Source organism: Rhodoferax sp. LB1P47, from assembly GCF_056521445.1.
In genome coordinates, this window is sequence record NZ_JBWMAU010000010.1 from 19,594 (window position 1) to 32,164 (window position 12,571).

Genomic DNA, 12,571 nt, shown 5'->3' on the forward strand with positions numbered 1-12,571 from the left:
AACAATTTTCACAAAAATGCTAGCGACTGGTGGTAAATAAATCCACCGCCTGCTGCATCAGCGCCATTACCGGCTGGTCCATCATCGGCAAGGTCACGGTCAGCCCCACCAGGCCCATCGTCAAGGTGACCGGGAAGCCAATGGCATAAATATTCATCTGCGGGGCCACGCGGGAGATCACCCCCATCGTCAAGTTGACGAACAACAGCATGGCCACCATCGGCAGTGCCATCCACAGCGCACTGGCAAACAGCTGCGTCCCCAGCGTATACAGCTTGACCTGGGCCAAGACCTCTAGAAAGTTACCATCCACCGGAAAACTGTCAAAGCTTTTGACCACCGCCATCAGCACGACCAGGTGCCCGTTCATCACCACAAACAACAGCAACGACATGTGGCCCAGAAAACGCGACACCGCGCTGACCTGGGAATTGCTGCTAGGGCTGAAAAAAGTGGCGAAGTTCAGCCCCATTTGCAAACCCACCAGTTCGCCGGCCAGCTCGACCGAGGCAAACACCAGCCGCACGGCAAACCCGATGGACAGGCCCACGCCCACCTGCTGGACCGCCGCACCCAAGGCTTGCGGGCTGTTCATGCTGACCATAGTCTGGTCCCCCAGGCTGCCTTGCGCCGCCAGGGATACAAAAAATGCCAGCCCAATCTTGGCCCGCTGCGGAATGGACTTGAGGGAAAACACCGGGGCTACGCTGAACAAGGCCAGCACCCGTAAAAACGGCCAGACGATGGGCGACAGCCACTCGGCGAGCTGGGCTTCGTTAAAGGTAAACACCGAGGCGGTCCGGCGCTATAAAACCAGCGTCGGAATCGACTCGATGGTGCGCCGGATGTAGTCCACCAGCGTGGACAGCATCCACGGCCCGGCCAGCGCAAACACCAGCATGCAGGCAATCAGCTTGGGCACAAAAGACAGGGTGGCCTCATGGATCTGGGTGATGGCCTGGAAGATACTGACCAACAAGCCCACCACCAGCACGGTTCCCAAGATCGGGGCCGACACCAGCAGCAGCAGCCACATGGCCTCTTGCCCTACGGTCAGGACCATTTGCGAGTTCACGACATCCCTCCGCTACTGAACAAAACTGGCGGCCAGCGAGCCGATCAACAGGTTCCAGCCATCGGCCAGTACAAACAGCATCAGCTTGAACGGCAAGGCCACCAGCACCGGTGACAGCATCATCATGCCCAGCGACATCAGTACGCTGGCAACCACGATGTCAATCACCAAAAACGGAATGAAGATCATGAAGCCGATCTGGAACGCCGACTTCAGCTCGCTGGTCACAAACGCGGGCACCAGCACGCGCAGCGGGGCCGTCTCGGCGGTCACGGTGGCATCCAGCCGGGCCAACCGGGCAAACAAGGCAAAGTCGGACTGGCGGGTTTGCTTGAGCATGAACTGACGTACCGGGGCTTCGCCCTTCTCTAGCGCCTGCTCGAAGCTGATAGCGTTGGCGGTGTAGGGCGCGTAGGCTTCTTTGTAGACCCGGTCAAAAGTGGGGCCCATGACAAAAAAGGTCAGAAACAACGACAGCCCAATGACAATCTGGTTCGGCGGTGCCGACTGCGTACCCAAGGCTTGGCGCAACAACGACAACACAATGACGATGCGGGTAAAGCCGGTCATCATCAGCAAAATGGCCGGCAGAAACGACAGTGCAGTAAAAAACAGCAGCGTCTGGATCGGCACCGAGTAGCTCACGCCCTGCCCGCCAGAACCAATCAACAGCGGCAAAGTGCCCGCCGCCTGCGCAAACACCGGGGCCTGGGCCAGCATCGCCAGCGCAGCCAAACACCAACGGACGCGTTTAAACATGGCTGGCCTCGTCCTGCAACTGGGCCGCCACGACGGCATAGGCCGACGGAGCCTGTGCAATGGCGGCGGTGTGCAAGCAGGTAATCGACTGCGCGGTCACGCCCAGTACCAGCCAGGTGCGCGCACCCTCTGGCCCCACCTCGACCGTGACCACGCGCTGGTGTGGCCCCACGCCCACGGCAGACACCACGCGGGCCGTGCCAGACGCACCGCTCGCTGCGCCCACCGTGCGGCGCTGTATCCATTTGATGGCCAGCGGCAGCATGGCAATAGCCGCCACAAACAGCACGACCACCAGCAAAGTCTGACCCATCATGCTGCTTAGCCTTTGCTGAGGCGCTTCAGCCGCTCTGAGGGGGTGACCACGTCCGTCAAACGGATACCGAACTTGTCGTTCACCACCACCACCTCGCCCTGGGCGATCAGGTAGCCATTGATCAGCACGTCCATCGGCTCGCCTGCCAGCGCATCCAGTTCCACCACGGAACCCTGCGCCAACTGCAAGATGTATTTGATGGGCACCTTGGTGCGGCCCAGCTCCACCGACAGGGTGACCGGAATGTCCAGCACCATGTTGATGTCTTGCGAGGTGCCGTCTTTGCCAATGGGGTTGCCGCTAAACAGCGGCCCACCCGTGCTCTCTTCGGGCTTGGCATCGGTATTTTTTTGCTCTTCCAGGGCCTCGGCCCAGGCGGCCATCGGATCGTCGTCGTCAGTTGTTGCCATTTATTTCTCCCTGGGGATTGCCGTCATCGTTTCGCAAGCATTCTTCAATGCGGATCGCGTACTTGGAGTTGTGGGTGCCGTACTGGCAGTCAAATATGGGGACACCACCAATCGAGGCACGGATACGCGGCTCGCGCTCCAGCTCGATAAAGTCGCCCGGCTTCATGCTCAAAAGTTGCTCAACAGTGGCATCGGCCCGGGCCAGTTCGGCCACCAGCGTGACCTCTGCAGACTGTATTTCGCGACTCAACAGGGTGATCCAGCGGCGGTCCACTTCCACCGAGTCGCCCTGGGTCGATGAGTACAGCACGTCCCGAATCGGCTCCAGCGTGGCATACGGCATGCAAATATGGATTGCCCCGGCAATGTCCCCGATCTCCAGCTGGAACACCGTAGACACCACAATTTCACTGGGCGTGGCGATGTTGGCAAACTGGGGCTGCATCTCGGAGCGCTGGTAATCCAGCTCTAGCGGATAGATTCCGTGCCACGCCTTTTTGTATTCGGTACAAATGACATCCACAAGCCGGTTGATCACCCGCTGCTCGGTCATGGAGAACTCGCGTCCTTCGATGCGGGTCTGAAACTTGCCCACACCGCCATACAGGGTGTCGATCACCCCAAATATCAGCGACGGCTCGCAAACAATCAAGCCGCTGCCGCGCAGCGGACGGATCGCCATGATGTTGAAATTAGTGGGCACCGCCAACTCGCGCAGAAAAGCGCTGTAGCGCTGCACCTTCACCGTGCCCACCGATACCTCGGGGCTACGGCGGATGAAGTTAAACAGGCCAATACGGAAGTTGCGCGCAAACCGTTCGTTAACGATCTCCATGGTCGGCATGCGACCCCGAACGATCTTCTCCTGGCTGGAGATGTCGTAATTGCGGATTTCCCCCGTCTCAAAAACGGTTTCTACCGCTTTTTGGCTCTCGCCAGTGACACCCTCAAGCAGGGCATCGACTTCTTCTTGCGATAGGAATGATTCACTCATGAAGCTACTCCATTACCGTGAAAAAACATGCCGGCGCATCATTGGATGATGAAGCTAGAGAACAGCACGTTCAAAATCGGATTGGGGGCCGGGGCGCGTTTTTTCTTGCCCTTTTTCTTGGGCACGGGGTCTTCCTCCTCCTCCTCCTTCACCTCGTAGCCTAGGGGCGTGGAGACTTCGCGCAAGATTTCCCCGGCCAGCTTTTCCTTGCCTTCTTTGGTCAGCAGCTCTTCGGAGGTGCGCTGCGAAATCAGCAGCAGCACAGCGCTACGGATGGTGGGTAAATTGGCCTTGACCGCATCCGCCACCTTTTGGTCGGTTACCGCAATGGTGATGCCGACCTGGGCAAACTTTTCACCACCCGGATCGGCCAGATTGACCACCATATTGTCCATCGGCATAAACACAGGAGGAACGCCTGGCTTGACCTCGGCATGGGCAACGGGCGCGCTAGCGGCACCTTCGTCCCCCTCTTCGGCCGGGTGACGCAGAAAAACAAACCAGCCGCCGCCCGCCGCCACCAGCAGCAAAACGACCGCAATGATGATCACGAGCATTTTCTTGCCCTTGGGCTTGGGGGTGGCAGCCGCATCAGCGGCAGCAGGTGCAGACACAATAATTCCTTCCGGGGTGGGGCTCATAGGAACCCGCGTTCGCCATCAATAGGCAGTAGGGCTTACGTACCGCACAGAGGGTCTTGCGTAAGTCCTGGATAGATAGCGTGTGTAGGCATTATTGCCCTAGACGCTTCTGATAATAGCCAGATAAGCGGTGCAAAACCGCCGCATTCGCACCGGTCCGGGCTAAACAAATAGATCGACCGTCCGCCCAGACGACCCCCGTGCTGCCGTGGGCCGCACCGCCTCGACTTCCGGCGCGGGCTGCGCCGCATTTTGCCGTGCCTCTGAAGGGCTCCTGCGTTCTCGGCCATTCGACCCACCCGTACCGGACGAGCCCACCGACAGACCCGACAACACCATGCCTTCGCTGTGCAACATCTCTTCCAGATGGGATGCAGCACCGGTCAAGAGATCACGGGTTTCCAGTTGGTCGGTCAGAAACTCCACATGGGCCTCGTTGCCAGACAAGGAAATACGGACCTGTACCGGCTCGGAGTCCGCCCCATTGAAGGTCAGTTCGGCATTCTGGATGCCCTGCGATATCCAATAGCTGACCTGGTCGGCCACGGCGGCCTCGGGTGCAGGCTGCTGCATATCCACACTGGCAGCGGCACTCTCAAAATGCACGGTAGGGGTAAAGTGGTTTTGCCCCATGCCGCCTTCGGGCACCTGGCCGGTCGGCACAGCCTCCCGCTTGTCACCGGTTGTGTTTACCGCCAGGGCCAAAGCTTCGGCCGTATCGGTTGCGGCTTGCAGGGCACTGGCTTGCGTAACCGGCAGCATCCACGTGCCGCCCGCCGCCACACTGGCAAGCTGGGCCGCACGGCTGTCGGCCACGGCCGTGCCCAGCACGGGCTTGGCCAAGCTTTTCAGGCCCGATCCGGCGGCATCTTGCGCGGCAGCAGCCGCGATCGCAGCCACACCAGCGCCAGTGCCACCACTGACAGCCAGCCGACTCTGGATTTGCTCAAACACCGACGCATAGTTGGCCATATTGACCGACTGCGTACGCGCATCCGGCACCCCGCTGCCCGCTGTGGGGCTCGCCAAGCCGACGTTCTCGACCGTTTGGGCAGCATCAGCACTGGCCCCGGTAGCCACGCCCAGCACATCGGACACACCCGCCGCCGGGGCCACCAGAGGTGCCTGCGGTGCAGGTACGGGTACCCAATACCCGGCCATCACGCTGGCGGCATCAGGAGCGCTTGTTGAGGTGTCCAGCGGGCTGGTTTTCTGCGATTTTTTCGCGTCGGCGGCAACATCGGCCAAGCCCCCGTCTGCCGGGGGCTGAAGCTGCTCGGTGGCACCCTGCACGCCAGCATGCAGACCATTCAGCAGGTCGCGAAATTCCTTGGAGGCTTTGTCTTCGGTTGGCCGCTCAGCGGCAGGTTGGCCCATGCCTGGTACGGCGGACGGCATGGGGGCGGCGGGCTTGCTGGACAGCAGCGCAACGGGGATGGATTCAATGCCCACGGGAGTCCTCACCAAATTGTTGGTCTATCGATTTACCAAACCGCTGTGCGGCAAATTCGTCGATTTGCTTTTGCTCACGGCGGTCTTGCAGCCGGTTGGCTTCTACTTGCTTATTGCGGCAGACCTGTTGCAGGGTGGCAACCCGAATTTCTGCCTCGGTGAGATGCTTTTTAGCGGCCTCGACCCAGCGGGCGTTGTCCGCCAAAATTCCCAACTGCATCTGGATAGCCTGGGCCAGACGCTCCATAAACTGGTAGTGGTGGCGCATAAGCTCCGGTACGGCGCAATTTTGGGCCTGCACCATCCAGCGCGTCTCGGTCTCGGTGGCATAGGTTTCCAGCTGGGTGAGCTGGTCGTGGGCGGCAATGTATTTTTGCTGGGCCTGGCCCAGCGCACGGCTGGCCACGTCGCGCTTCTGCCGGGCCACATCCACCGCTACCGCCAGGGTTTTCAGCAGGGACATGCATACACTCGGTTAGTCATCGCGCACCTGCTGCTTTGGAAATGCATTGCTCCATCTCGGCCACGCTGCGCGGCAACGACGAGGCTTCGAACATCCCCTGCTGCAAGAACGCCGCCATGCCCCCACTGAGTCGGATGGCCTCGTCCAAACCGGGGTCTGAACCACTGGCATAGGCCCCGATCTGCACCAGGTCACGGCCTTTTTGGTAGCGCGAATTGATGACCCGAAAGCGCCGGGCCGCCTCAAAATGCGCCGGTGTCACCACGTTGTGCATCACCCGCGAGGCCGATTGTTCAATATCGATGGCCGGGAAATGTCCGCCTTCGGCCAAGGCGCGTGACAGCACGATATGGCCGTCCAGAATCGCCCGGGCGGCATCGGCAATCGGGTCTTGCTGGTCGTCACCCTCGGTCAGCACGGTGTAGAAGGCGGTGATCGAACCCACACCATTGAGCCCATTACCGCTGCGCTCCACCAGCTGTGGCAGCTTGGCAAAACACGAGGGCGGGTAGCCTTTGGTGGCCGGGGGCTCGCCAATCGCCAGGGCGATTTCACGCTGGGCCATCGCATAGCGGGTGAGCGAATCCATCAACAGCAGCACATGCTGGCCCTTGTCACGGAAATACTCGGCTACTGCCGTGGCGTAGGCCGCCCCTTGCAAGCGCAACAAAGGTGGGGCATCGGCCGGAGCGGCCACCACCACCGAGCGGGCGCGACCGTCGGCTCCGAGAATATCTTCGACGAATTCTTTGACTTCGCGGCCCCGCTCGCCGATCAGGCCGACCACGATGACGTCGGCCTGGGTGTAGCGGGCCATCATGCCCAGCAGCACGCTTTTGCCCACACCCGAGCCTGCAAACAGGCCAATCCGCTGGCCGCGTCCCACGGTCAGCATGCCGTTGATGGCGCGCACGCCGGTATCCAGTGGCTCGCGCACCGGGTCACGGTCCATCGCGTTGATAGGGCTGCGGTCCAGCGGAGCCGACACCACATCACGGATCGGGCCACCGTGGTCCAGTGGCACGCCTTGGGCATCCACTACCCGGCCCAGCAAGCCGTCGCCCAGGGGGAGGCGCAGCACGCCCGCCGCAAAAGTCTGCGGGTCGCGCGGTGCATCACCCAAACGGGGCACAGAAATAAAGGAGGCCGCCGGCACGACGCTGGCACCGCTGACCAGGCCGTGCACGTCGCCCGCAGGCATCAGATAGGCCCGGTCGTTGGAAAAGCCCACCACTTCGACCAGTACCGATGGCCGCCCCGGCATCGCGACCTGGCACTGCGAGCCCACCGGACTGCGGATGCCCACGGCCTCCAGTACCAAGCCTGCCAAACGGGTCAGCGTGCCACGTGCCTCTAGCGTCGTGCCCACATCGACGCGCTGCTGCGCATCGGCCATGAATTGCGACCAGACCTGCGCCTCGGGCGAACGGTCAGCTTCCATCGTCCGCATCCGTCCAGGCAGATTCCAGCCCCAGATTGGCCACCGCCCGCTCCCAACGCTTGGACAGCGTGCCGTCGATCACCGCACCACCCGACTCGACCATGCAGCCACCACGTTCGACCGTCGCATCGGGCAACCAGGTCAGTGCGGGCGACGGAAAAGCCTCTTGCAGCGGTGCTTGCAGCACCTCCAGATCCTGGGGATGCAGCTTGATGACTGCGGCCTTGCCGTCCATAACCAGCATGCCCAAAGCCTCTCGCACCACCGGTTCGATGGCCGCCGCGTCCAGCGCCAGCTCTCGGCGCACGATTTGCCGGGCCAAGCCACAGGCCAAGGCCAGAACCTGCTGGGCCATATCTTGTTCAAGTTGAGCCAAGCGGCTTTGCATGTCGGTCAGTAGCTGCGCCAACTTTTCCGCCGTTTCCACGCCCTGCCCCTGCACGTAAGCATCCAGCTTGTGGTTACCCTCGTTAGTGGCCTCGGTGTTTCCTTGGAGCAAACCCGCCGCATGGCCATCGGCCCATGCGCGGTCCAGGCGAACGGACTCCGGCTCCTCGGGCTCCGGCTCGGGCTCGGGTTCGGGCAACATCTCCAGTACCGGAGCCACCGGGCCGACGGCGCCAAACTGCCACTCGGACACCTCGCCCAGATCTTCACTGCGGATAAAACGCGGGTGGACACGGGAAGAACTGCGAACACTAGACAAAACCATCATCGCCTCCGCCGCCCAGCACCACCTGGCCTTCATCTACCAGACGGCGCACAATTTTGAGCACTTCTTTTTGCTGCGCTTCGACTTCGGACAGGCGCATGGGGCCGCGCGACTCCAGGTCTTCGCGCATCGACTCGGCGGCACGGCTGGACATATTGGCCAAAATTTTCTCTTTGAGCTCGGGTGATGCCCCCTTCAAGGCCACCACCAGGGTCTCGGAGGCCACCTCTTTCAGCACCAGCTGGATCGACTTGTTGTCCAGTTGGGCCACGTCGTCGAAAACAAACATCTTGTCCACAATTTTTTGCGCTAGATCGGCATCGAAACCCTTGATCGACTCAATGACCGTACCCTCGATATTGGCCCCCAGCAAGTTGATGATTTCGGCAGCCGCCTTGACACCACCCAGCGAAGACTTCCGGATTTTGTCGCCACCGGCCAGTACCTTGAACAGCACTTCGTTCAAATCCTTCAAGGCCGTGGGCTGGATACCCTCCAGCGTAGCCACCCGCAGCAAGACCTCGTTGCGCTGGCGCTCGGTCAATTGCTTGAGGATGGCAGCCGACTGCTCAAAGTCCAGGTGCACCAAAATCGCCGCCACAATTTGCGGGTGCTCATTGCGCAGCAGCTCGGCGACCGACAACGGGTCCATCCACTTCAGGCTTTCAATGCCCGACACGTCGCCGCCCAGCAAAATGCGGTCAATTAACAAGGATGCCTTGTCGTCGCCCAACGCCCGGCGCAGCACCGCCTTGACATAGTCGGCCGTGTCGCTCACCAGCAGGCTTTGCTGCCCAGCAGCAATGGTAAAGCGCACCAGCACTTCATCCACCTTCTCGCGCGTGACCGACTTGGTTTTGGCAATGGTTTCGCCCAATTTTTGAACTTCTTTGGGGGATAGGTGTTTAAACACCTCGGCGGCCTCCTCCTCCCCCAGAGACATCAAGAAAATAGCCGCGTCGGTGAGACCTTGTTCGTCCATGGTGTTGCCTTAGCTCTCGCCGTTGATCCAGCTTTTCACGATATTGGCCACTGCAGTCGAATTGGTGCGGGCCAACTGCCGGGCATCTTCCAGGCGCAACTGGTGGTCGGTGGGTGCCAGAATTTGCACGCCATCGGCTCCAATGATGGTGCCGCGCGGCGTGTCGCCCGCCACCAGCGCATCCAGCGGGCCACCGAGCGAGCCCATGCCCAGCGCCAGCGGCTGGCCGTCGGGGCCCAGCGCCACCGGACTCACCGGCACCGGCTTGGGCTCCGACATGGCCTTCAAGCCTGGCCGCAGCAGGCCCAACACCACAATCGCCACCAACAGCAAGGTGCCTACGGGCCAGGCCAGGCTGCGCGCCATTTCCAGCGTTTCAGGCTGCTTCCACAGCGGGGTGGTGTCCACCACCGGCACATCCACCAAAAACGGCGCATTCATCAGGTTGACCGAGTCGCCCCGGTCTTTATTGAAGCCGATGGACTCACGCACCAGGGCGGTCATTTGCTCGATTTGCTGCTCGCTCAGCGCCTTGGTGATGGGCTTGCCCTTGTCGTCGACGGAAACAGCGTGGTTTACCACCACGGCAGCGCTCAACCGCTTGATGGAGCCCGAGCCGCCACGCACCACGCGCACGGTTTTGTCCACCTCGTAGTTGGTCACGGATTCGCGCTTGCCCGCCGCCGCATTCAGCGCCCCGGCAGCCGTACCGACCCCGCCTGCGGTCAAGGGCACGGCCGCACCATTGATGGGTGCGGTGGCCGAAGCCGGTGGCTGGTTAGTCGTTGCGCCGGGAATGCCACTGGGCTGCGGCGCGCCTGCACCTGCGCCACCGGTTTCCACCACCTGCTGGCTGCGCACCGCGCTGGCGTCGGCCGCCAAGTTGGGGCGGTGCGATTCGGCGGTGGACTCGACCTGCGAAAAGTCTACGTCTGCAGTGACCTGGGCCTTGACGTTCTGGCGGCCGACGATGGGCTCCAGCATGTCCAGGATGCGGCGGCTGTACTGCTGCTCGATGCGCTGCACGTACTGCAATTGCTCGGCATCGGCTCCGCTGGCCCCGTCGGGCGACTGGGACAGCAGCTTGCCGGTGTCGTCCAGTACGCTGACGGCTCTGGGCAGCATCTCGGGCACGCTGGAGGCCACCAAATGCACGATGCCCGCCAGCTGGGTGCGGTCCAGCGACTGGCCGGGGTGCAGGCTGACCAAGATCGAGGCCGAGGGCTTTTGCTGTTCTCTGAAAAATCCGTTCTGGCTGGGCAGCGCCAGGTGGACGCGGGCGCTGGACACCGACGACAGCGCCTGGATGGAGCGGGTCAGCTCGCCCTCCAGTCCGCGCTGAAAGGCCAGCCGCTCCTGGAACTGGGTCATGCCGAAACGGTTTGCCTCCATCAGCTCGAAGCCGCTGACCGAGCCCTTGGGCAGGCCCAGCGAGGCAAGTTTGAGGCGGGTGTCGTGAACGCGATCGGTGGGCACCAAAATAGCCCCGCCACCTTCGGTGTACTTGTAGGGCACGTTCATTTGCGACAACTGGGCCACGATGGCCCCGCCGTCTTTGTCGGCCAGGTTGGCGTAGAGCACTTTGTAGTCGGGCTGGCGGCCCATCAGCATGGCAGCCAAACCCACCACCACCAACAAAGCGATGCCCGCGCCCAGCCGCATGCGCTGCGAGCGGTCCAGATTGGCCATTCTTTGCGCCAGGGGGGACTGTGTGGGTGCGGGTATTTCGGCGACTGCAGACATCATGCTTTCCGGGTGGTATGGCGCGAGCTTGCTCCACTAACGCACTTGATTATTCCGGTAAGCGATTAAAACATCGACCTGATAAGCCGGGGTTTTGGCCGCCTTTTCAGCACCATACACCGGCTGCGCCCCACTACGATCAAGGCATTCGTATCCATCCCCTGGAGGGAACTGCCATGGATCTCCGCCTCTCCCCCGTATCGACCAGCATGCCCACCCGCACGGGGGGCGTGGCGCGCATGCCGACAGCCCCCACATCGGAGGCCAAAAACGCCGGCTTCTCCAGCGCACTCAAGGGCGCGCTGGCTGACGTGAGCGCCGCCCAAAACGAATCCACCCGGCTGCAAAAAGAAGTGCAGCTGGAGAACCCGAACGTCAGCCTGGAAGAAACCATGGTGGCGATCCAGAAAGCCCAAATCGGCTTCCAGGCCACGCTGCACGTGCGCAACCGCATGGTGCAGGCGTATAGCGACATCATGAATATGCAGGTCTGACTGCACACCCCCAGGCTACACACTTCGTGTTTTCGCCAACCCCCTTGCAGGGGGCAACTACAGCAGTCTGGCGGAGCCAGTCCTGCGCAGTTCACGAGGGGGCTTTGCTTCGCTCGCCCTTGTGGGGCAGATACCGGGGTGTTTACTGGCATTGATACTTACTCCAACGCAAAAAGCCCCGTCACCGGGGCTTTTTTATGCATCAAATCAGCTATTAGCGTATATAACACATGCGCTAATAGCTATCAATTTTGATTAATGCAGCAACATCGGCTTGCGCTCCAGAATCTGCTCGAACTGCTGGATCCAGGGCTCGGTGAGGCAGCGGATCTGGGCATCGTTGCGCAAGATGCGCTGCATGATGCGGGCTTTTTCGGTGCGGTTTTCGGGGGTGAGCTGGTCGGCTTGCGACTGGTGGCGCAGTTGCTCGATCAGCACGGCGCAAGCGCCCTCAAAACGCACCACTTCGTCCCAGTCTTCTTTCTGGGCAGCCTTCAGCATCTTGAAGCTGCTGTCTTCGATGGCTTTGTAGTAGTCAATCAAAATTTGTGACATGGTGGGGGTCCGGCAAGGTGGGTGGGGCTTAGGCATTGCCGACGGGGGGCAGAGGAATGCTTTTCCAGGCATCAAATACAGGCACGATCAACTGGGTCACCTCTTCAATCAAAGTCATGTCATTTTTCAAATTCGCGGTGGTCAACCGCAGAATGCTGTAGTTGTAGACACCGCGCAGGTTCAACGCCAGTTCCCCGCCAGACTCTAGGTCCAGCGCGGCTTTCAGGCCTTCTTCCAAAATACGTACGGCCTTGCCAATCGCCTGGCCTTTGAGCTCCAGGTCGCCGCGCGCCATTGCGCCACGGGCCGAGTGCAGGGACAGCACCAGCGCTTCAAACAACAGGCAAATCACCTGGTGGGGGCTGGCACCTTCGATGCTGGTTTGGGCGCCCACGCGTTTGTAAGCAGAGGCAGCACGGGCACTTACGGGTGTAAACATGGTGGGGGCTTCCATTTGGTCTTGATGTTTTAGTTATCGGCAATGCGATCAGAAACTCAAGTCCAGTGGGTCAAAAAATAGGTAAAAAATTCGCA

Annotated in this window: 16 protein-coding genes; 1 reads left to right on the forward strand and 15 read right to left on the reverse strand. The window is 61.1% G+C overall.

Translation table 11 applies throughout. The features are described from left to right. Positions 1-19: 19 nt before the first annotated feature. The 13 genes from fliR to fliF all read right to left on the reverse strand — a co-directional run bounded on the left by fliR (position 20) and on the right by fliF (position 10,988). Positions 20-790 carry a flagellar biosynthetic protein FliR gene (gene fliR, locus AC0969_RS12405; protein WP_479624450.1) on the reverse strand — a complete coding sequence of 257 codons (771 nt, stop codon included), beginning with the start codon at positions 788-790 and terminating at the stop codon, positions 20-22. A 15-nt stretch (positions 791-805) separates the two neighbouring features. Beyond that, positions 806-1,075 (reverse strand): flagellar biosynthesis protein FliQ, encoded by a 270-nt coding sequence (gene fliQ, locus AC0969_RS12410; RefSeq protein ID WP_479624451.1) that lies wholly within the window; start codon positions 1,073-1,075, stop codon positions 806-808. A 12-nt stretch (positions 1,076-1,087) separates the two neighbouring features. Next, positions 1,088-1,795, reverse strand: coding sequence for a flagellar type III secretion system pore protein FliP (gene fliP / locus AC0969_RS12415; RefSeq protein WP_479624579.1), 708 nt, complete (start codon positions 1,793-1,795; stop codon positions 1,088-1,090). Between the two features lie 31 nt (positions 1,796-1,826). Next, positions 1,827-2,150, reverse strand: coding sequence for a FliO/MopB family protein (locus AC0969_RS12420; RefSeq protein ID WP_479624452.1), 324 nt, complete (start codon positions 2,148-2,150; stop codon positions 1,827-1,829). A gap of 5 nt (positions 2,151-2,155) precedes the next feature. Continuing rightward, on the reverse strand, positions 2,156-2,560 hold the full coding sequence (gene fliN, locus AC0969_RS12425; RefSeq protein ID WP_479624453.1) for a flagellar motor switch protein FliN: 405 nt from the start codon (positions 2,558-2,560) through the stop codon (positions 2,156-2,158). After that, the gene (gene fliM / locus AC0969_RS12430; protein ID WP_479624454.1) at positions 2,547-3,554 is read right to left on the reverse strand and encodes a flagellar motor switch protein FliM; all 1,008 of its coding nucleotides are present in this window, start codon (positions 3,552-3,554) and stop codon (positions 2,547-2,549) included. Before fliM ends, fliN begins: the two co-directional genes overlap by 14 nt. Before the next feature lie 38 nt (positions 3,555-3,592). Next, positions 3,593-4,111: a flagellar basal body-associated FliL family protein gene (locus AC0969_RS12435; RefSeq protein WP_479624580.1), complete on the reverse strand. Its 519-nt coding sequence runs from the start codon at positions 4,109-4,111 to the stop codon at positions 3,593-3,595. Positions 4,112-4,357: 246 nt separating this feature from the next. Then, entirely contained in the window at positions 4,358-5,647 is a 1,290-nt protein-coding gene (locus tag AC0969_RS12440; protein WP_479624455.1) for a flagellar hook-length control protein FliK, read from the reverse strand. Next, positions 5,637-6,110: a flagellar export protein FliJ gene (gene fliJ / locus AC0969_RS12445; RefSeq protein ID WP_479624456.1), complete on the reverse strand. Its 474-nt coding sequence runs from the start codon at positions 6,108-6,110 to the stop codon at positions 5,637-5,639. Before fliJ ends, AC0969_RS12440 begins: the two co-directional genes overlap by 11 nt. A 16-nt stretch (positions 6,111-6,126) precedes the next feature. Next, positions 6,127-7,560 (reverse strand): flagellar protein export ATPase FliI, encoded by a 1,434-nt coding sequence (fliI, locus tag AC0969_RS12450; RefSeq protein ID WP_479624457.1) that lies wholly within the window; start codon positions 7,558-7,560, stop codon positions 6,127-6,129. Next, positions 7,541-8,257 (reverse strand): FliH/SctL family protein, encoded by a 717-nt coding sequence (locus AC0969_RS12455; RefSeq protein ID WP_479624458.1) that lies wholly within the window; start codon positions 8,255-8,257, stop codon positions 7,541-7,543. The genes fliI and AC0969_RS12455 overlap by 20 nt, the downstream gene beginning before the upstream one ends. Then, positions 8,250-9,245, reverse strand: coding sequence for a flagellar motor switch protein FliG (gene fliG, locus AC0969_RS12460; RefSeq protein ID WP_479624459.1), 996 nt, complete (start codon positions 9,243-9,245; stop codon positions 8,250-8,252). The genes AC0969_RS12455 and fliG overlap by 8 nt, the downstream gene beginning before the upstream one ends. Before the next feature lie 9 nt (positions 9,246-9,254). Continuing rightward, the gene (fliF, locus tag AC0969_RS12465) at positions 9,255-10,988 is read right to left on the reverse strand and encodes a flagellar basal-body MS-ring/collar protein FliF (RefSeq protein ID WP_479624460.1); all 1,734 of its coding nucleotides are present in this window, start codon (positions 10,986-10,988) and stop codon (positions 9,255-9,257) included. A 176-nt stretch (positions 10,989-11,164) separates the two neighbouring features. Here fliF and fliE point away from each other — a divergent pair, with 176 nt between their 5' ends. After that, complete coding sequence (fliE, locus tag AC0969_RS12470) at positions 11,165-11,482, forward strand: flagellar hook-basal body complex protein FliE (protein ID WP_479624461.1); 318 nt, start codon at positions 11,165-11,167, stop codon at positions 11,480-11,482. Between the two features lie 255 nt (positions 11,483-11,737). Here fliE and AC0969_RS12475 read toward each other — a convergent pair whose 3' ends face one another. Both AC0969_RS12475 and fliS read right to left on the reverse strand, forming a co-directional pair. Continuing rightward, positions 11,738-12,037: a flagellar protein FliT gene (locus tag AC0969_RS12475; RefSeq protein ID WP_479624462.1), complete on the reverse strand. Its 300-nt coding sequence runs from the start codon at positions 12,035-12,037 to the stop codon at positions 11,738-11,740. 28 nt (positions 12,038-12,065) lie between these two features. Continuing rightward, on the reverse strand, positions 12,066-12,476 hold the full coding sequence (fliS, locus tag AC0969_RS12480; RefSeq protein WP_479624463.1) for a flagellar export chaperone FliS: 411 nt from the start codon (positions 12,474-12,476) through the stop codon (positions 12,066-12,068). Positions 12,477-12,571 lie beyond the last annotated feature (95 nt).

Coding starts and splice junctions, on each gene's coding strand:
- AC0969_RS12475 (WP_479624462.1), bottom strand. CDS start 12,037: ATGTCACAAATTTTGATTGACTACTACAAAGCCATCGAAGACAGCAGC.
- fliN (WP_479624453.1), bottom strand. CDS start 2,560: ATGGCAACAACTGACGACGACGATCCGATGGCCGCCTGGGCCGAGGCC.
- fliS (WP_479624463.1), bottom strand. CDS start 12,476: ATGTTTACACCCGTAAGTGCCCGTGCTGCCTCTGCTTACAAACGCGTG.
- fliP (WP_479624579.1), bottom strand. CDS start 1,795: ATGCTGGCCCAGGCCCCGGTGTTTGCGCAGGCGGCGGGCACTTTGCCG.
- fliG (WP_479624459.1), bottom strand. CDS start 9,245: ATGGACGAACAAGGTCTCACCGACGCGGCTATTTTCTTGATGTCTCTG.
- fliJ (WP_479624456.1), bottom strand. CDS start 6,110: ATGTCCCTGCTGAAAACCCTGGCGGTAGCGGTGGATGTGGCCCGGCAG.
- fliF (WP_479624460.1), bottom strand. CDS start 10,988: ATGTCTGCAGTCGCCGAAATACCCGCACCCACACAGTCCCCCCTGGCG.
- fliM (WP_479624454.1), bottom strand. CDS start 3,554: ATGAGTGAATCATTCCTATCGCAAGAAGAAGTCGATGCCCTGCTTGAG.
- AC0969_RS12435 (WP_479624580.1), bottom strand. CDS start 4,111: ATGCTCGTGATCATCATTGCGGTCGTTTTGCTGCTGGTGGCGGCGGGC.
- fliI (WP_479624457.1), bottom strand. CDS start 7,560: ATGCGGACGATGGAAGCTGACCGTTCGCCCGAGGCGCAGGTCTGGTCG.
- AC0969_RS12420 (WP_479624452.1), bottom strand. CDS start 2,150: ATGATGGGTCAGACTTTGCTGGTGGTCGTGCTGTTTGTGGCGGCTATT.
- fliE (WP_479624461.1), top strand. CDS start 11,165: ATGGATCTCCGCCTCTCCCCCGTATCGACCAGCATGCCCACCCGCACG.